Below are 18,970 nucleotides of genomic sequence, written 5' to 3'. Positions count from 1 at the left end.
ACTTCCCCGTGACGTGGCGGCACAACCTGCCCATCACCATGTCATTGGGGGAGTTTTCCATGAAGAAAGTCTATGCCAATGCCACCGAAGCGCTTGATGGGGTGTTGTCGGATGGCATGATGATCGCAGCAGGCGGGTTCGGCCTGTGCGGTATTCCTGAATTGCTGTTGGAGGCGATCAAGGAGTCGGGCGCTCAGGACCTGACCTTTGCCTCGAACAATGCGGGCGTCGATGATTTCGGCATCGGCATCCTGCTGCAAACCAAGCAGGTCAAGAAGATGATCAGCTCATATGTCGGCGAGAACGCGGAATTCATGCGTCAGTACCTGGCGGGTGAGTTGGAATTGGAATTCAACCCGCAGGGTACTTTGGCTGAGCGTATGCGTGCTGGTGGTGCAGGAATCCCCGGCTTCTATACCAAAACAGGTGTGGGCACCGTGATCGCTGAGGGTAAGGAGCATAAGGACTTCAACGGCGAAACCTATATCATGGAAGAAGGCATCTTTGCCGATCTGGCCATCGTCAAGGCATGGAAGGCCGACGACACCGGCAACCTGATCTTTCGCAAGACCGCCCGCAACTTTAACGTGCCCGCAGCGACCTGCGGCAAGGTCTGCATCGCCGAAGTCGAAGAGATCGTGCCACGCGGTTCGCTGGATCCCGACCAAATCCACTTGCCCGGCATCTACGTGAACCGGATCATTCAGGGCGATCACGAAAAACGCATCGAACAGCGCACCACCCGCAAGAAGGAGGAAGCATAATGCCCTGGGACCGCAATCAAATGGCCGCCCGCGCGGCGCAAGAGCTGGAAGACGGCATGTATGTGAACCTCGGCATCGGGATTCCGACGCTGGTGGCGAACTATGTGGGTGATAAGGACATCACTCTACAATCCGAGAACGGCATGCTGGGCATGGGCCCCTTCCCGTTCGAAGGTGAAGAAGACCCCGACCTGATCAACGCAGGAAAACAGACGATCACTGAATTGTCGCGCACGTCCTATTTCGACAGCGCCACATCCTTTGCCATGATCCGGGGCGGCAAGATTGCTGCAGCGGTTCTGGGCGCTATGGAGGTTGATGAGGAAGGTGATCTGGCCAACTGGATGATTCCAGGCGTTCTGGTCAAAGGCATGGGCGGCGCGATGGATCTTGTGGCCGGTGTTGGCCGCGTGATCGTTGTGATGGATCACACTAACAAGCACGGCAAGTCCAAGCTGCTGAGGAAATGCACCCTGCCCCTGACTGGAAAACAAGTGGTGGATCGCATCATTACCAATCTGGGTGTTCTGGATGTGGTCGACGGTGGCCTGAAGATCGTCGAAATCGCCGAAGGTGTAACCGAAGACGAGATTCGCGCCGCCACCGAGGCCAAGATCGTCAACTAATCCACTAGATTGAAAAGGCCCGCCAGTTCTGGCGGGCCTTTTCAATTCAATGTCTGGAACACACAGCCATCCGAAATCAGCTCGGGCGGGGTTGAACAAAGGGCCTTGGCGATCTGAAAGGCCGCAAGGACTTTGGGCACGTAATCCCGCGTCTCGGCATAAGGGGGAACTCCGCTGTGCTTGCGCACAGCACCTTCACCCGCATTATATCCAGCCAGCACTAGGATCGGATCATTTCCAAATTCTTCCATCAACCAGTTCAGGTATTTCACACCGCCCGAGATATTCTGAGACGGCTGCAAGCTGTCCTTAACACCAAATCGTTTGGCGGTGGCTGGCATCAACTGCATCAACCCCTGCGCCCCGGCTGAGCTGACCGCATTCTCACGACCTGCAGATTCAACCGAAATCACGGCCAGCACCAAAGCCGGCGATACATTTGTTCCTACGGTCGAGCGCAGAATCTCGATCCCTTGTTGTTGCGCAATGTTCTGCAGCGTCTGCAAACGCGGTGAGGCCACATTGGTCGCGGCCAGCGCGTTTATGGCTGCATCCAACCGCCAGGCTCCTGCTTCGGCCAAAGCAGGTGAGATTTTATCCCAGAAAGCCTTGTAAGACCCGACCGGCTTGTTTTGCGATCCAGTCCCTGGAACACTTGGGGGTACAACCTTGGCGCGTTTGACGATCTCGGGAATAACGAGCTCGGCCCCGGTGCTGGGCGCGAAGGGCGCCGATGCATGTTCTTCGGGCGAAATCTGAACAGTTATCTTGGGTCGTGTCCCCGGTTTGGGGGGCTTTACTCTTTTATATACGCCCCTGGGTTCAACTTCATTCGCGATAGCGGGCAAGGGCCCTGACATCATCAAAGCCAACGTGCCGGCGCAGATCATTGCGTCCCGGAGTTTCATTTTGCCTGCCTCATGTTTTTTCTTTTACGGGATTTGAACCGCGAATCCCGTTGTAAAGCCAGAGAAACACGTCGAAATGGGGCAATTTCGCCTCATTTGGCGCAATTTTGCATCGGCAACACAGAACACCCCAATCGGTAACGAACTTTTATTTGTTTATTTTCAATAGCCTGAAGGAAAAACTACCAAAAAGTTAAGCGGAAAAGAAAAAAAATGGTGTTTAGCCCAATTCCTGCCACGCCTGACAGGCAATCATAGTGCCATACCGAGACGGTCGGGAGCGGACTGAGAGAGAAAGCTCTGATAGACCCCGAGGTTTATTTGACTTTTGATCCTTTAGGAGGGACGTAACATGATCAAGTTCATCAAGAACTTCCGCAAAGACGAAGACGGCGCCGTAACAGTTGACTGGGTCGTTCTGACTGCAGCTATCGTTGGCCTGGCCGCAGTTGCTTACAGCGCGATCGGTGATGGCACCGCAGCTCTGTCAGGCAAAATCGGTACCGAAATCAACGGCACCACGGTTGAAGACATCAAAACCAAGTTCGGCACGACGACCTCCGGCGGCTAATAGAAACGCCAGTAGAGATTTATATGGTGGGGCCATGCTTGCTTAGGCTTGGCCCCTCTTTTTATGCAATATCCCTAAAGTGGTACTCCTATGCTGAAGAGACTTGCAAAATTTTCTCACCAAGAGGACGGGGCCGTAACGGTTGATTGGGTCGTGCTGACAGCCATGCTGGTTGGCTTTGGCTCTTTCATCGGTCTTTACATCGCAGATCCTGTGCAAAACCTGGACGCAAAAAATGGTGCCGCAGTCTCTGCGGTTGAGGTTCAAGACATACGCACAAAGTTTTCCGCCACCAGCCCCTGATGCGGAAACGCCTCAGAATGAGTGCGGAATTACAATCACGAAATTAATCGAGATTGTCCCCCTTTTCGACACAATTTAACATTACGAAGAAATGGACTTCGTCGTAATGTCGCGGCGAACAAACCAAAATAGAACAATACGAGGGGACGTGAATGCGTGCAGTATTTGGACTTGTCCTGATTGTCGGGGTGGCTTTGGCCGGAGGCGCCGTCTATTTGGCGCGCGACTACATCGCACAGCATCAGGACCAACTCGCCCGAGAACGCCTGGCCGCGCAACAAGCGTTGGAAAATGCCGCCCTGGAAGGAACCACTGGCGTTCTCGTATCCAACCGAGCCATGAAATACGGAGAGCGCCTGACCAAGGAAGACGTTCGCGTGGTCAACTGGCCTGACGAAGCAATCCCGGAAGGCAGCTTCGTGGACATGGCAGTTTTGTTTCCCGAAGACGCAAAAGGTGACCGATTCGTCCTGAGAGCGATGGAAAAAGACGAGGCCCTCATGGAGGTCAAAGTCACCAATCCTGGGGAGGCTGCAGGTCTGACCTCACGGATAGAAAAAGGTAAACGCGCATTTGCGATCAGCGTTGATGTTGCGTCTGGTGTTTCTGGCTTTTTGCGCCCTGGTGATAGTGTAGATGTGTATTGGACCGGAACCGTTAACAGCAACCTTCAGGCTGGAGTCGGCGAAATCACCCGCCTGATTCAGACCAACATCGAATTGGTCGCGATTGACCAGTCAGCGGGATCAGATCTGACGGGCACAACAATTGCGCGTACTGTGACAGTGGCCGCCACCCCAGAAGAAATCGCGGCTTTGGCCCAAGCACAGAACACAGGTCGCTTGTCATTGGCCTTAGTTGGGGTGCAGGACGACACAATCGCAAGTGCGGTTGAAGTGGACCAGCGAAAACTGTTGGGAATCAAAGAAGCAGCCCCCGCCCCGGTTCAGGCTGAAGAACGGAAATGCTACACGAGAGTTCGACGTAGCGGAGAAATTGTGCAAACCGAAATTCCTTGCACAAACTGACGTTAAATCAGAGATTTACCAATACAAGCCGCGCTAACTGCGCGGCTTGTTTCGTTATGCATGTTGCGCATTGTCCACATAAGGAAAATTCCAGAAACCCTTGATTATTGCAATAAATTCGTAATTCGCGCAGTGTTACCTGACATAGGGCATAGACCCAAAAAACGAGGCGTGATCGGAGAGGCAGGTCACATGACAATACGTACTTGGATCAGCGCAACCCTTATGGGGTTGGCGCTTATAGTTGGTCCGGTCGGCCATACGGCCTGGGCTGAAACTTTGCGCGTGGTGAAAAACGGTTCAGCGGAAACGCTGGATGTTCCGATGAACCGCGCAATTGTGGTGGAAAGCGAAGAACCTTTCGCCGAACTTAGCATTGCGAATGCCGGCATCGCCGATATCTCGTCGCTTTCGGATCGCACTATTTATGTGCTGGGTAAGGCTCCGGGCCTGACCACGCTGACCCTGTTTGACGGCGCGGGCAACCTGCTGGCGAACGTTCGGGTTCGCGTATCTCCGGATGTATCTGAATTTAAAGAGCGCCTACTGCAGATTTTGCCGGGTGAACCGATCGAAGTACGCACAGCCAATGATGGTATTGTACTTTCGGGAACGGTTTCCAGCGGTGCAAAACTGGCGCGCGCACTGGAACTGGCCGAGCGTTACGCGCCCGAGCGTGTTTCGAACCTGATGTCAGTCGGGGGCGTACAGCAAGTCATGCTGAAAGTACGTTTTGCCGAGATGAACCGCTCGGTGGCCAAAAGCCTGACCGCTTCGCTGGGCTTTGGCGGCGGTGACGTGACAGGTGGTTTCAACACCCTCAACAATGCGGGTGCTCTGGCCAACGCACTGAACGACAACATCCCCATACTTCAAACAAATACAGGCGCCATCCTGTTCGGCTTTGGGGCCGGATCGACGCAGGTGCGTTTGCTGCTGGAAGCATTGGAGGCCAAAGGTCTTGCCCGCAGTCTGGCAGAGCCAAACCTGTCTGCCCTGTCGGGTCAGGAAGCAACCTTCCTTGCCGGCGGTGAAGTTCCCATTCCGGTGCCGCAAGAAGATGGTGTTATTGCCATTGAGTACAAGACGTTCGGCGTTGAAATCGACTTTATTCCACGCGTTGTGGATGGCGATCTGATCAATCTTGAGCTTGCCGCCGCCGTGTCCAGCATTGACACCAGTTCAGACTTTACTATCCAAGGCGATACAGTTCCTAGCTTTGTCACTCGTCAGACCAGCACGACGGTTGAATTGCGAGATGGTGAGAGCTTCGCAATCGCGGGGTTGATTCAAGATGACTTTGCAGACCTGAACAGCCAAGTTCCTTGGGTCGGTGATATTCCGGTGCTGGGAGCGTTGTTCCGCTCTGCGGAATACCAGCGCCAACAAAGCGAACTGGTTATCATAATCACTGCGCATCTGGTTTCGCCGACACGTGGTGAAGCGCTGGCATTGCCAACAGATCGGGTCAAACCGCCCAGCGAATTTGATCTGTTCGTGAACGGCAAAGTCGGTCGTACAACGCGCCCGGGTGCCGGCGCAGCCTCGGAAGTGGCCAAGCAGGACTTTGGCAGCTCCTACGGCTACGTTCTGGATTGATAGGAGGATAGGACCAATGCAGAAGTGGATAATCACACTGGGTCTTTCGGTTGCTGTCACCGCTTGTACGCGTGAAGCCGGGTATGAAGTTGATCAAGGTGCTTTCGGGAATGCGACCCTGAACAACACCCAGGTCATGAACGGCGAACTGACCTATGCCCAAATCCTGGGTCAGCGGTTCGCGGCCGAGGTTCCGACGCAGATCAACTTTGCCTTTGACAGCGCAAAGCTGGACGAAACGGCTCAGCGGGTTCTGTTGCGGCAGGCTGCGTGGATCAAACAGTTCCCCGAAGCGCGGTTCCGGGTCTATGGCCATACGGACGCCGTCGGTTCGACAGGTTACAACAAGGCACTGGGTCAGCGACGCGCCAATGCGGCAGTTGCCTTCCTGACGCAGCAGGGCATCTCGCGCTCACGACTTGAGGCTGTTGTTTCCTTCGGCAAGTCACGCCCACTGATCGATACTCCGAATCGCGATCGGCGCAACCGCCGCACCGTGACCGAGGTTTCGGGCTTTGTGGATCGCAACCCGCTGGTTCTGGACGGCAAGTATGCCGCCATCGTCTATCGCGAATATGTACAAAGCGCGACGTACGAGGGGCAACTGCGTAGCCAGACCCGAGTTGGCGATACAACCGAACAATAAGTCGGATTTGGGCGACATCGTCGCCCATTTCCCTACAATTGGTTCTTTTGCGCCTAAATCTTGCCTAAGTTCCAAGCCAAATTTTCAACAATTAGGTGACCTGCGGCCAAATCTGGCCGCGACGGGGCAAGAGCGAACCAGACAGAATCTTCGGGTTCTCTGGGTTGGTCGGCTCTCGCGACAAGGATTGTGTTAATGACGAGCGCATCGCCACAAGATGATAAAAATGCCATTCTGGCCTGCACCATCAGCCGTGACGTCCAGAATTTCGACCTTCTGATCGAGGATATGGAGGTTGCATTGGGAGAACGATGGGGTGATCTCGGTTTTGCCGAAGCTCTGGCATTCTTCAGCCAACCTGATGCCGATTCTTTAGAGTTTGTCGCCTTAGCGATTGACGGCGAAGATGAGGACAACTTGTCCTTGATGGGTGAGATCATCACGCGAGCCAAAGAAAAGAAGATCAAAATCGTCCTGATCGCCGAAGACGTCACTCCTGCGTCTCTGCACCAACTGTTGCGCAAGGGCGCGGACGAGTTCGTCCCCTACCCTCTGCCCGAAGGCGAATTGCAGGAAGCTATCGCCCGGATGAACCAGCCCGATCCAGTTGCAGTACAGCAAGCCGCTGCACCTTTGGCGCAAGGTGAATCGAAAGAAGGGGCCCTCTTTGTGGTCCACGGACTTGCCGGAGGCGTCGGTTCCACCACTATGGCAGTCAATCTGGCCTGGGAATTGGCCACCGTATCGGACAAAGACGCGCCATCAGTCTGTCTGTTGGATCTGGATCTGCAATTCGGCACAGTTTCGACCTATCTGGATTTACCACGGCGCGAAACTGTCTTTGAAATGCTTTCGGACACATCGCTGATGGATGACGACGTATTTTCTCAAGCGTTGCAAACCTATGAAGAGAAACTGCAGGTTCTGACAGCGCCATCGGACATGGTGCCGCTGGATCTGATCACACCCGAAGATATTCAGCGCGTGATCGAAACGGCTCGTCGGAACTTTGATTATGTGATCGTGGACATGCCCTCGACGCTGGTTCACTGGTCTGAAACCGTTCTTCAGGCCGCACATGTGTATTTCGCCATGATTGAACTGGACATGCGCTCGGCTCAGAACGCGCTGCGCCTGAAACGTGCGCTGCAGGCCGAGGAATTGCCTTTCAACAAATTGCGCTTTGCTCTGAATCGGGCGCCGAAATTTACCGATCTGAACGGCAAAAGCCGGGTCAAACGGATGGGTGAAAGCCTGGGTATCTCCATTGACCTGCAATTGCCGGATGGCGGCAAGCCGGTCATGCAGAGTGGCGACCACGGACAACCGCTGGCCAATGCAGCCGCCAAGAATCCGCTGCGTCGCGAAATCGCGAAGCTTGCGAAATCGCTTCATAGTTTGGGCAGCAGCGACGCTGAGGCCGCGTAACCAGTCCTAAAGGGAGAGAGCCGCCGTGTTTTCACGTTACAAGAAACAGCCCGAAGCGCAGCCGGTTCAAACTCCGGCCGCGACGCCTGAACCTGTCGCAGAAAAAAAGCCCACAGCTAATGCCGTCGCTCGACGGCCCGTGCAGAAAAAGGCGGCCGAACCGGTGGCCGGAGATCGCGATCGCAAGCGCAAGGAACGCCTCGGCGAAATCAAGATCGAACTGCATCGCGAACTGTTGGAAAACCTGAACCTAGCGGCGCTCGAAAATGCAGGCGAATCTGAATTGCGCGCGGAAATCAGCTCGATTGTCAGCGAAATTTTGGAAACCCGGAACATTGTTCTGAACCGCGAGGACCGCTCGCAGTTGAACAAGGAACTGTATGACGAAGTGACGGGTCTTGGCCCGCTTGAGACCTTGCTGCAGGACGATACCGTCAACGATATTCTGGTCAACGGTCCGCAACAGATCTTTGTGGAACGCGACGGTAGGCTGGAAATCAGCGACATCACGTTTAAAGACGAAAAGCACCTGATGCGGATCATCGACAAGATCGTGTCCGCTGTGGGACGTCGTGTCGATGAATCCAACCCTTACGTTGACGCTCGCTTGGCTGATGGTTCGCGTTTCAATGCGATGGTGCCACCGATTGCCGTGGATGGATCGCTGGTCTCAATTCGTAAGTTCAAAAAAGACAAGCTGGGCATCGATGACCTGGTGAATTTTGGTGCCTTTACCGAAGAAATGGCCGCTTATCTTCAGGCCGCCGTGTCAACCCGTCTGAACATCATCGTTTCAGGTGGTACGGGTTCGGGTAAAACCACCACACTGAACGCCTTGTCCAGTTTCATCGATGACGCAGAACGCATCCTGACAATCGAAGATACGGCGGAACTTCAGCTGCAACAGACCCATGTAGGTCGGATGGAAAGCCGTCCGCCCAACGTCGAAGGCAAAGGTGAGGTCAGCCCGCGCGACTGTTTGAAAAACGCCCTGCGTATGCGTCCTGACCGCATCATCGTGGGTGAGACGCGTGGCGCCGAGGTGATCGACATGTTGCAGGCCATGAACACCGGCCACGACGGTTCGATGACCACGATCCACGCCAACTCGGCGCGCGACGGGATTTCGCGCCTGGAAAACATGATCGCGATGGCCGGTATCGAAATGCCAATCAAAGCGGTAAGAAGCCAGATTTCGTCAGCTGTGAACCTGATCGTGCAGGCCAGCCGTTTGCAAGATGGTTCGCGTCGGATGACCTCAATCACCGAGATTACGGGCATGGAAGGCGATGTGATCTCAATGCAGGAAATCTTTAAGTTTCAACGCGTTGGGCTAACACCGGACAACAAAATCATCGGTCACTTCACAGCGACCGGCGTGCGCAGTCACTATTCTGAGCGCTTCCGCCTGTGGGGCTTTGACCTGCCCGCTTCGGTTTATGAACCAACGAATATGTAGGAGATCTGGCAATGCAACTGCCTGTTGAGGCGCTCATCTATGTCGTGATCTTCGTCGCGGTGTTCGCCCTAGTCGAAGGCATCTATCTGGTGGCTTTCGGCAAATCCATCAGCCTGAACAGCCGTGTAAACCGGCGTCTGGATATGCTCGACAAAGGTGTCGGGCGGGAACAAGTGCTGGAACAGCTGCGCAAGGAAATGCAGCAGCATATGAAAACGCAGAGCATCCCGCTCTATTCACTGTTGGCTGACAAAGCGCAGAAGGCAGCTATTGCCTTCACCCCGAAACAACTGATCATGGTCATGATCCTATTGTCAGGCTTTGCTTTCGTCGGCCTGAGCGTCGGCACCGCAACGGAAATGGTTCTGCGGGTGGCATTGTCGGTCTTTATCGGTGTTGGCGGTGTCTACACCTGGGTGAGCCGGAAGGCCGGTAAACGCATGGGCATGATGGAAGAGCAACTGCCTGACGCGGTTGAATTGATGGTCCGATCCCTGCGCGTGGGCAACCCATTTGTGTCGTCCATTCAGATTGTCGCAAACGAAGTACAGGACCCACTGGGAACCGAGTTCGGTGTCATTGCCGACGAATGCGCCTATGGCCGGGACGTGGGTGAGGCGCTGAGTGATCTGGCTGAACGACTGGACATGCAGGACCTTCGCTTTCTGGCGGTGGCCGTGGGTATCCAACAACAGTCAGGCGGTAACCTTGCTGAAATTCTGGCTGGTCTGGCCAAGGTGATCCGCGCCCGTTTCCGCCTGTTCCGGCGTGTAAAGGCGATCACCGCCGAGGCAAAATGGTCCGGCAAGTTTCTGTCAGGGTTTCCCCTTTTCTGCCTGCTGTTCATCATGGTGACAGATCCCAATTACTATGACGACGTGGTTGATCATCCCCTGTTCATCCCGGCCTGTTTCTTCGTGGGCATCATGCTGACGCTGAACCTGATCGTGATGCGCGTTCTTACCAACATCAAGGTCTGAGGGAATTGCAATGGAAGTTCTGGCCCCAATCAACGACCTGATCAAACAGTACCTTGGCGAATTCGGTCCACTTATCGTGATCGGCGTTTTGGGTCTGGCGATGATCTTAATCGCTGTTACTCTGATGTTGAACCAACCAGAGGACCCTCTGAAAAAGCTGCAAAAATCCACTGCCGCACCAAAACACGATAAGAAATCCAAAAAGGACAAGCTTCGCAACACCAGCCGCAACGAGCAGCTTGAAAAGTTCGCAACATTCCTTGAGCCGCAAAACGAAGCCGAACTGTCGGCAATGCAGCTAAAGCTGCGGCAAGCCGGATATCATTCAAAGGATTCTGTGCGTTTCTTCCACTTTGCACAATTTGCGCTGGGTATTATCGGCATTCTGGTCGGCGTCATGTTGGTTACCGTACTGTCGGGCGGCCAGGAATTCACCGGTCAACAGATGGCTCTTAGGGTTCTGATTCCGGCAGGTGCAGGATATTTTCTGCCGCGCTACTGGATCACCCGGCGTGTTGCCGAACGTAATGAAGCAATTGTCGCCGGTTTTCCCGATACGCTGGACCTTATGCTGGTCTGCGTCGAGGCCGGACAATCTCTGGATCAAGCCATTGTACGGGTTGCGCGTGAGATGAAGGCCTCCTACCCCGATATCGCGCAAGAGTTCGAAATTGTCGCTTATGAATTGAAGGCCGGTAAGGACAAGGACACGGTTTTGCGTGACTTCGGAACCCGCTGCGGCGTGCAAGATGTCAGCTCATTCGTGACCGTCATGATCCAGTCCGCGACGTTCGGCACCTCGATCGCCGAAGCGCTTCGGGTCTACGCTGGCGAAATGCGCGACAAACGGGTCATGCGCGCCGAAGAAGCCGCGAACAAGTTGCCAACCAAGATGACTCTTGCCACAATGATCCTGACGGTGCCGCCTTTGCTGGTTATTCTGGTCGGACCTTCGGCAAAAGGAATCGCTGATTTTGCGGCGGGTAATTAATAACCCAAATTTAGTAGGCTTCAGGCGCATCCACAACGGTATACGCCACATGCTAAAGGCCGCCATGGTGATCGCCATGGTGGCCTCTTGCACTGAGACAGGGTCGTCAGATGATCTGGACGTCCCCGGAATTGACCCTAAAGGTCAAAGGGCGGACGAAATTACGGTGGGAAACCGGTTGATGGCCGCCGGGGAATACGAGCTGGCGCTGGATTCTTTTGCCCGCGCCGCATTGGATCAGGGGATGACAACACAAATCCTGACGGCGATGGGCACGGCCAATCTGGGACTCAGACGTCTAGGACAGGCCGAAACCCTACTGCGACGGGCCGTCAAGGACAATCCTGACTGGCCAGTTGCTTGGAACAATCTAGGCGTGGTGCTGGTCGAAAAGGGCGAATATCCCGAGGCCGCGCAGGTTTTCAAGCGGGCCTTTGCGCTGGACAATGGCGAAAGTGACGCAATCCGGGACAATCTGCGCTTAGCGCTCGCAAAAATGGAAAATCCTGTTAATACTACGGCAGAAGAACAAGAATATACGTTGGAGCAGCAAGGCGACGGGCAATTCAAGCTGCGCAAGCTCCCGTAAAACAGGCAAGAGCAGTAAGGGACGCAAAAAATGCGCCAACAATTCTTGATTGCGCCAATCGTGATGTGCGGGCTGATCCTTTCTGCCTGCGAAAAAGAAACCGAGGAAGAAAAGGTCGAGCGTACCTATCAGGAGGTCAACGTCATTGACGAGACCAACCTGAACGAGGTCTTGTTGACCGCCGCCGATCCAAATGAGGCGGTCACCTACTTTCAAGGCGCCGCCGCCAAAAATCCGGGTCGGATTGACCTGCAGCGGGGACTGGCGATTTCCTTGTCTCGTGCGAAACGGTCGACCGAAGCCGTCGCCGCCTGGAAAAAGGTGACGACGATGAAAGGTGCCGGAAACGTCGACAAGCTCGAATATGCTGACGCGCTTGTCCGCGCCGGCAATTGGGGGCAGGCCAGATCGGTTCTGGATACCATTCCACCCACTTATGAAACCTTCAAACGGTATCGGCTTGAAGCGGTGGTCGCAGACTCCAAACAGGATTGGAAACGCGCAGACCACTTTTATGAAACAGCGGTCGGCCTGACCACCCGCCCCGGTGGTGTCATGAACAATTGGGGTTATTCCAAGCTGACACGCGGCCAGTTTGCCGAAGCCGAACGGCTGTTTACCGAGGCGATCCGTCAGGACAAATCCCTGTTCACCGCCAAGAACAATCTGGTTCTGGCCCGAGCTGCGCAAGGAAATTACAGCCTGCCGGTTGTTCCCATGACACAGGTGGAACGCGCCAGGCTGCTGAACACGATGGGTATCTCTGCGGTCAAGCAAGGGGATGTGGCGACAGCCAAAAACCTGTTCCGCGAAGCCATCGCCACCCATCCACAGCATTTTGACGAGGCTGTCCGCTCGCTGCGCGCGCTTGAGGATGCCTGATTGATGAGTATTCCCGCGTTTGCTGCGCTGTGGTTTCTTCCGTTTGTTCTGCCGATCTGCTTTTACGTGGCGTTCACAGACTTGCGGGACATGCTGATCAAGAACCACGCCGTTGTTGCGCTGGCCGTCATTTTCGCCATTGTCGGGTTGTTTGTGCTGCCCCCGTGGTCCACCCAGTGGACCTCACTAACGATCTGGTCGTTCTCGGTGACACTTCCCCCTTATGTCTGGCACTTGCTGCATATTGTGACCGTGCTGGTCTTGGGTATTCTGTTTAATGCCGCTGGCGTTTTGGGTGCCGGGGATGCCAAGTTCATGGCCGCCGCCTCACCTTTTGTCTGGTCTGGGGATTGGGTTCTGGTGATGTTTATTCTGGCAGCCACCACGCTTGCTGCCTTTGTCACGCATCGACTGGCCATGCATACCGCGTTGCGCAACGTTGCGCCAAATTGGGAAAGCTGGAACAGGAAGAAGCACTTTCCAATGGGCCTGCCTCTTGGTGGCAGCCTGGCTATTTACCTGATCTTAGGCACTGTTTACGGCTCGTAAACTATCATTAACGCGCCTTGTCGCCGCCTTGGTACTGCCACAAAGCCGGGCCAGATTTCCCCTAAGCGGCCCTTTTTGGGGCCATTGGCGTGAATACTGGATAGACGGGCGACGCTCATGAATATGCAGACAACTTCGGTAATGGCCCCCCCTGCCCCAAAGGGTTTGGGCGAAATGAGACTGCCCATCGTCATGATGCGCGACATCATGTTGAAAACGATCTTTCGCAAGAACGTAGACACCGTGTCCGAGATCGCCGTGGCGATTTGTCTGCCGGGCTCCGTCACGCAGGAACTGATCGACATGGCCCGCGAGCAAAAGCTGATCGAGGCCACCGGCACCCTGAATGCCAACAGCGGCAACGAGATGGGTTATCAGCTGACTGATGCCGGCAAGGCCCGCGCACTGGACGCGTTGAGCCAGTCAGAATATTTCGGCGCCATGCCCGTACCGCTGGACGTCTACCGCGAACAGGTGAAACGCCAGTCGATCCGCAACATTCAGGTGACCCGCGACCAGCTGATTGGCGCAATGGGCCACTTGGTTCTGCCCGACAGCTTGCTGGATCAATTGGGCCCGGCGGTCAGCGCCGGTCGCTCGGTTCTGATGTATGGCCCTCCGGGCAACGGTAAATCCTCGATTTCAAACGGGATTCGCGATGCACTGGGCGATAATGTCTATGTGCCTTTCGCCATCGAATATGCCGGTCAGGTGATTACGGTTTATGACCCGATCGTTCATACTGCGATTGAACAGGAGCCAGACGATCCCAACAGCCTGCGCCGCCGCAAACGGTTCGACACACGCTATGTTCAGTGCGAACGTCCAACCGTGGTTACAGGTGGTGAATTGACGCTGGGTATGCTGGATCTGGTTTATAACCCCACAGCGCGAACCTATCAGGCCCCTTTGCAGTTGAAATCGACCGGCGGTATCTTCATCGTGGACGACCTTGGCCGTCAGCAGGAACCGCCGCAGGCCCTGATTAACCGTTGGATTGTTCCGCTGGAAGAGAACAAGGATATCCTTGGCCTGCAGTCGGGTGAAAAGTTCGAAGTTCCCTTCGACACGCTGGTCATCTTCTCGACCAACTTCCATCCGAATGAAATCTTCGACCAAGCGGCCCTGCGCCGGATCTTCTTCAAGATCAAGATCGACGGCCCAAACCAGGAGAACTTCCTGAAAATCTTTGCCATGGTGGCGCGCAAACGCGGCATGCCGCTTGACGAGGCTGCTCTGGTCCATCTGTTGAAGGTTAAATACCCGACCATCAACAATATCTATGCGAATTATCAGCCGATCTTCCTGATCGACCAGATGATCTCGATCTGCGAGTTTGAGGGCATCCCTTATCAGATGAGCCCTGACCTGATCGACCGCGCTTGGTCAAACATGTTCGTCAAGGACGAGACCATCGTCAAATAACGCCGTGCCATTTCGGTAAAGGGCCGGGTAATCTGCGCGTATGACGCAGATTCCCGCCCGGATCGCATCTTGGTTTGCCGCCAAGGGCTGGTCCATTCACCCCCATCAATACGATATGTTCAACCGGGCCTTGGACCCGGCCACGTTGCTGATCGCGCCGACCGGGGGCGGTAAGACAATGGCCGGGTTTTTGCCGACATTGGCGGAACTTGCAGATGGCACGCATGAGGGGTTGCACACGATTTATGTGTCTCCGCTCAAGGCACTGGCCGCTGATATCCGCCGCAACCTGCGCGGCCCTGCGGATGAGATTGGCCTACACATTCGGATCGAAGACCGCACCGGCGACACCTCGGCTACGCAGAAAAAGCGGCAGCGTGTAGACCCACCCCATATTTTGCTGACCACCCCTGAAAGCTTGGCCCTGCTGACCTCATACGAGGACGCGCCTCGGATGTTTGCGGGAGTGCAACGGGTGATTGTCGACGAAATCCACGCATTGGCCGAAAGCAAGCGAGGAGATCAACTGATGCTGGCCTTGGCGCGGCTGCAAACCCTGTGCCCTGACCTGCGCCGGGTCGGTCTTTCAGCTACGGTCGAGGACCCGCAGGCCATCGCGCACTTTCTGGCCCGGCACCCGGACCCTTGTCAGATTGTGCAGGCCGACCCCGGACCTGATCCGGATATCCGCATGCTGGAAACGCAGGAAATGCCCCCCTGGTCCGGCGGTGGTGCAGCTTATTCGATCCCGGCGGTGCTCGAGCAGATCAAACAACACAAAACGACGCTGATTTTCCACAACACCCGCGCACAGGCCGAGATTTTCTTTCACAATCTGTGGCTTGCCAACGATGACGGCCTGCCCATCGGCATTCACCACGGCAGTCTGGACCGGCAGCAACGCGAGCGGGTCGAGGCCGCCATGGTGCGGGGCGACCTGCGCGCCATAGTATGTACCGGCAGCCTGGACCTTGGCATCGATTGGGGTGACGTGGACCTTGTGATCCAAATTGGTGCGCCTAAAAATGTCAAACGACTGGTGCAACGGATCGGGCGGGCAAACCACCGCTACAACGCGCCCTCCAAGGCCCTGCTGGTACCTGCCAACCGCTTTGAGGTGGTGGAATGCGTCGCGGCACTTGAGGCCGCCAGAGCGCATGATCTGGACGGTGAACCGCGCGGCTCTGGCCCCCGCGATGTGCTATGCCAGCATATCTTGATAGCGGCTTCGGCAGGCCCGTTCGACGCCAGCGCGCTTTTTACGGAAATGACCAAAGCGGGGCCATACGCGCACCTGTCACGCGATGAATTCGACGCCTGTCTGGAATTCTGCGCGACCGGAGGTTACGCCCTACGCGCCTATGATCGCTGGCAGCGCTTGCAACAGCGCGCAGACGGACAAATGCAGCTGCGCGACCCGCGCGCAGCGCAGCGTATCCGCATGAACTTGGGCACCATTCAGGACACCGACACGCTGAAGGTACGTTTGAAACGCAACCGCGGAGGCAAACCGCTGGGTGAAGTGGAAGAGGCCTTTGCCGCCTCGCTAACGCCCGGAGATACCTTTCTGATCGGGGGGCAGATTGTCCGCTATGAGGGCCTGCGCGAGATGGTGGTTGAGGTCAGCCGCCGTGCGGACAGAAAACCGAAAGTTGCTGTTTTTGCGGGCACGAAATTCGCCACCTCGACGCAGTTAAGCGACCGGATTCTGCGGATGTTTGCCCAGCCGGATTGGCCGCAACTGCCTAAACACACTGCCGACTGGCTGTCTCTACAGCGCGACATGTCTCGCCTGCCTCAACGCGACCGGCTGCTGATCGAAAGCTTTCCGAATGACGGGCGCGAGAATCTGTGCGTCTACGGTTTCGCTGGCCGCAACGCACAGCAGACGCTGGGCCTATTGCTGGCCAAACGTATGGAGGAAACCGGGCTCGCCCCGCTGGGTTTTGTCGCAACCGATTATGCCACACTAATCTGGGGGCTGGATGCAGTGACCGACCCGCGGCCACTGTTTCAACTGGATGCCCTGCGTGACGGGCTTGAGACTTGGTTGGCCGGAAATGCCGTGATGAAACGGACCTTTCGCGCCTCGGCCACGATTGCTGGGCTGATCGAACGGAACATGGGCGGTCAGCGCAAAAGCGGTCGTCAGGCGACGTTCTCGTCGGATATCCTTTATGACACCTTGTTGAAATACGACCCGGATCATTTGTTGATGCAGATCACCCGCGAAGAGGCCATGCGCGGGCTGGTGGATTTCGGGCGGATCGAAGCGATGATCGCTCGGATCGGAGACCGTATTGATCTGCTGCGGCTGGATCGCGTGTCGCCTCTTGCCGCCCCTTTGTTTCTTGAGGTCGGCAAGGTTCCGGTCAAGGGCGCGGCCGAAGAACGCCTACTGGCAGAAGAAAGCGCGCGGTTGATGCAAGCCGCCGGGTTAACACCTGATTGATACGGCTTGCGTCCGGAGGTGAAACACGCAAAGAACGGATCATGAACGAAGTGGCGTTTTCTTTTGCGGGACAGACCCTGAAGGCATTGGGATCTGGGGCCTTGTGGTGGCCGGATCAGCAATTGCTGTGCGTATCCGACCTGCATCTGGGCAAGTCTGAGCGCATCGCTCGGAGGGGCGGCCCGAGTCTGCCGCCTTATGACAGTCAAGAAACCCTGAACCGGCTGGCTGTGGATATTGCCAGAACCAATCCTGCCACCGTGATCTGCCTGGGCGACAGCTTCGACGATCTGAAAGCTTCGGCCGCAATGCAAGCGGAAGAACAGCGTGATATCACGGCCCTGCAGGCTGGTCGGCGCTGGATCTGGATCGAGGGTAATCACGACCCCGGTCCGATTGATCTGGGCGGTACGCATCTGTCCGAGTGTAAGATTGCCCCGCTGACTTTCCGCCATATCGCGCAGGAACCAGCGCAAGCCGAGGTGTCAGGCCACTACCACCCCAAAGCACGTCTGAACGCGCGGGGTCGAACCATCACCCGGCCCGCCTTTTTGGTGGACAAGACGCGGCTGATCCTACCGGCCTACGGCACATATACTGGCGGGTTACGCAGTTCGGATCATACATTGGACGCTTTGATGGATGGTCAGGCCATAGCCATACTCACCGGATCGCATCCTCGGGTCATTCCAATGCCCAGATAGAGTGGCTTAGATAAGGCCGTCTAGCTCTAGCCCCGGTTTGTATTTTCGGCTGATCGGAACCAGATCGGTGTTCTTAAGACGCAAGAGAGTTTTTCCGTCCAGCTTTTCAACGCCGACAATGGCATCGTCTGCCACCCAATGGGAACGATGCGTACAGTGGCCGGGTACCGGTTCCATCTCGGCGATCGCATCAGTCAGGCGGGATCGGATGGTGAATGTCCCCGCTGAAGTCACCACATCAACCGCATGGTCGCGGACTGTCAGTCGATAGATCTGACCGGAAAACGACTCTGGCAAACGCTTGGTCAGGCGTGGCGAGGGTGGCTCGATCTGATCCTGCACCGGCTCATCAACGTGGCTATACCCGCGCACCAGGACCAGCCCGGTTGCAAACAGGGCACCATAAGGGGCCACCGCCAGAACATCCGGCGCCTGTTGCCCCCCGGCAGAGAACAGCAGATATGACATAAGCCACATAGATGGCACGAACAGAACCAGAATGAAGAAAACCAGCGCAATGTCACGCCAGCTGAAATGGGCTTCTGCGAAAAATTTCCGGCTCACGCGTCTGACGATCCAGGTCACGCACAGGGCCAATCCCAGTACACCGATCCAGAAAACAAGCCGCTGGGGATAGGTCAGGTAGATGGCCGGAAAAGGCTGGAACGCACTGGCCAACAAAGGCGGGAAACCAACGCCTGCAATCACTCGGCGTAACGTGAATTCGGCCAGAATTGGTCTGGGCACTTCGGTCATACATACTCAACAAACAAGACTACAGGTTCCAGCCCAACACCACACGGCTCTCACCAATCTCTCGTAACCGGCTGGAATAGCTTACTTATCACCAATTTACCGGACATTCAAACCCGGCCCTTGAAACTTAATTCAATCTTCAGAAAGCAAATGGACCAAAAAGCGTTTGCTCTTTGGTCCATTTGTTCAGCTTTATTTTCCCTTGGATCAAGCTGTCAGGCCTTCGGGCTCTGGCAAGGCATTGGCGCGGCAGCAGGCGGTCAGCGTGTTGGCCAGCAGGCAGGCGATGGTCATTGGTCCGACGCCACCG

The 18,970-nt window shown here is 55.7% G+C and carries 18 protein-coding genes and 1 pseudogene; 16 read left to right on the top strand and 3 right to left on the bottom strand.

Features of this window, described 5'->3' with window-relative positions; genetic code table 11:
- Positions 1-59: 59 nt before the first annotated feature.
- Positions 60-764 carry a CoA transferase subunit A gene (locus ACR0JB_RS19450; protein WP_170362511.1) on the top strand — a complete coding sequence of 235 codons (705 nt, stop codon included), beginning with the start codon at positions 60-62 and terminating at the stop codon, positions 762-764.
- Complete coding sequence (locus ACR0JB_RS19445) at positions 764-1,390, top strand: CoA transferase subunit B (protein WP_170362510.1); 627 nt, start codon at positions 764-766, stop codon at positions 1,388-1,390. The genes ACR0JB_RS19450 and ACR0JB_RS19445 overlap by 1 nt, the downstream gene beginning before the upstream one ends.
- Positions 1,391-1,431: 41 nt before the next feature.
- Here ACR0JB_RS19445 and ACR0JB_RS19440 read toward each other — a convergent pair whose 3' ends face one another.
- Positions 1,432-2,298 (bottom strand): lytic transglycosylase domain-containing protein, encoded by an 867-nt coding sequence (locus ACR0JB_RS19440; protein WP_170351443.1) that lies wholly within the window; start codon positions 2,296-2,298, stop codon positions 1,432-1,434.
- Positions 2,299-2,650: 352 nt separating this feature from the next.
- Between ACR0JB_RS19440 and ACR0JB_RS19435 the strand changes: the two genes are divergently transcribed.
- From ACR0JB_RS19435 to pdeM, 14 genes are all read left to right on the top strand, one after another.
- On the top strand, positions 2,651-2,869 hold the full coding sequence (locus ACR0JB_RS19435) for a Flp family type IVb pilin (RefSeq protein WP_170351445.1): 219 nt from the start codon (positions 2,651-2,653) through the stop codon (positions 2,867-2,869).
- A gap of 455 nt (positions 2,870-3,324) precedes the next feature.
- Positions 3,325-4,200: a Flp pilus assembly protein CpaB gene (cpaB, locus tag ACR0JB_RS19430; RefSeq protein ID WP_170362506.1), complete on the top strand. Its 876-nt coding sequence runs from the start codon at positions 3,325-3,327 to the stop codon at positions 4,198-4,200.
- Positions 4,201-4,392: 192 nt separating this feature from the next.
- The gene (locus ACR0JB_RS19425) at positions 4,393-5,799 is read left to right on the top strand and encodes a type II and III secretion system protein family protein (protein ID WP_170398943.1); all 1,407 of its coding nucleotides are present in this window, start codon (positions 4,393-4,395) and stop codon (positions 5,797-5,799) included.
- 16 nt (positions 5,800-5,815) lie between these two features.
- Positions 5,816-6,445, top strand: coding sequence for an OmpA family protein (locus ACR0JB_RS19420; protein ID WP_170398946.1), 630 nt, complete (start codon positions 5,816-5,818; stop codon positions 6,443-6,445).
- A gap of 195 nt (positions 6,446-6,640) precedes the next feature.
- Positions 6,641-7,873, top strand: a complete 1,233-nt coding sequence (locus tag ACR0JB_RS19415; RefSeq protein ID WP_170351455.1) for a CpaE/TadZ family protein — start codon at positions 6,641-6,643, stop codon at positions 7,871-7,873.
- A 25-nt stretch (positions 7,874-7,898) separates the two neighbouring features.
- The gene (locus ACR0JB_RS19410) at positions 7,899-9,332 is read left to right on the top strand and encodes a TadA family conjugal transfer-associated ATPase (RefSeq protein WP_170351457.1); all 1,434 of its coding nucleotides are present in this window, start codon (positions 7,899-7,901) and stop codon (positions 9,330-9,332) included.
- A gap of 11 nt (positions 9,333-9,343) precedes the next feature.
- Positions 9,344-10,312, top strand: coding sequence for a type II secretion system F family protein (locus tag ACR0JB_RS19405; protein WP_170351459.1), 969 nt, complete (start codon positions 9,344-9,346; stop codon positions 10,310-10,312).
- A gap of 10 nt (positions 10,313-10,322) precedes the next feature.
- Positions 10,323-11,303, top strand: a complete 981-nt coding sequence (locus ACR0JB_RS19400) for a type II secretion system F family protein (RefSeq protein WP_170398949.1) — start codon at positions 10,323-10,325, stop codon at positions 11,301-11,303.
- Positions 11,304-11,352: 49 nt separating this feature from the next.
- On the top strand, positions 11,353-11,892 hold the full coding sequence (locus ACR0JB_RS19395) for a tetratricopeptide repeat protein (protein ID WP_226689821.1): 540 nt from the start codon (positions 11,353-11,355) through the stop codon (positions 11,890-11,892).
- Positions 11,893-11,922: 30 nt separating this feature from the next.
- Complete coding sequence (locus ACR0JB_RS19390; RefSeq protein ID WP_170362504.1) at positions 11,923-12,774, top strand: tetratricopeptide repeat protein; 852 nt, start codon at positions 11,923-11,925, stop codon at positions 12,772-12,774.
- Positions 12,775-12,777: 3 nt separating this feature from the next.
- A complete protein-coding gene (locus ACR0JB_RS19385; RefSeq protein ID WP_480790207.1) occupies positions 12,778-13,323 on the top strand; it encodes a prepilin peptidase in 546 nt (181 codons plus the stop codon).
- A 117-nt stretch (positions 13,324-13,440) separates the two neighbouring features.
- The gene (locus tag ACR0JB_RS19380; protein WP_170351466.1) at positions 13,441-14,748 is read left to right on the top strand and encodes a P-loop NTPase family protein; all 1,308 of its coding nucleotides are present in this window, start codon (positions 13,441-13,443) and stop codon (positions 14,746-14,748) included.
- A gap of 40 nt (positions 14,749-14,788) precedes the next feature.
- A complete protein-coding gene (locus ACR0JB_RS19375) occupies positions 14,789-17,200 on the top strand; it encodes a ligase-associated DNA damage response DEXH box helicase (protein ID WP_170398953.1) in 2,412 nt (803 codons plus the stop codon).
- Between the two features lie 41 nt (positions 17,201-17,241).
- Entirely contained in the window at positions 17,242-17,904 is a 663-nt protein-coding gene (gene pdeM / locus ACR0JB_RS19370) for a ligase-associated DNA damage response endonuclease PdeM (protein WP_170507554.1), read from the top strand.
- Between the two features lie 6 nt (positions 17,905-17,910).
- Here pdeM and ACR0JB_RS19365 read toward each other — a convergent pair whose 3' ends face one another.
- Both ACR0JB_RS19365 and ACR0JB_RS19360 read right to left on the bottom strand, forming a co-directional pair.
- On the bottom strand, positions 17,911-18,660 hold the full coding sequence (locus ACR0JB_RS19365) for a LytTR family DNA-binding domain-containing protein (protein WP_170398960.1): 750 nt from the start codon (positions 18,658-18,660) through the stop codon (positions 17,911-17,913).
- A gap of 207 nt (positions 18,661-18,867) precedes the next feature.
- Positions 18,868-18,970 (bottom strand): annotated as a pseudogene (locus ACR0JB_RS19360) (bifunctional methylenetetrahydrofolate dehydrogenase/methenyltetrahydrofolate cyclohydrolase); the annotation flags it as partial.

It is taken from the genome of Ruegeria sp. BI7 (genome assembly GCF_056537925.1).
This window is presented reverse-complemented; position numbering and strand designations above follow the sequence as displayed.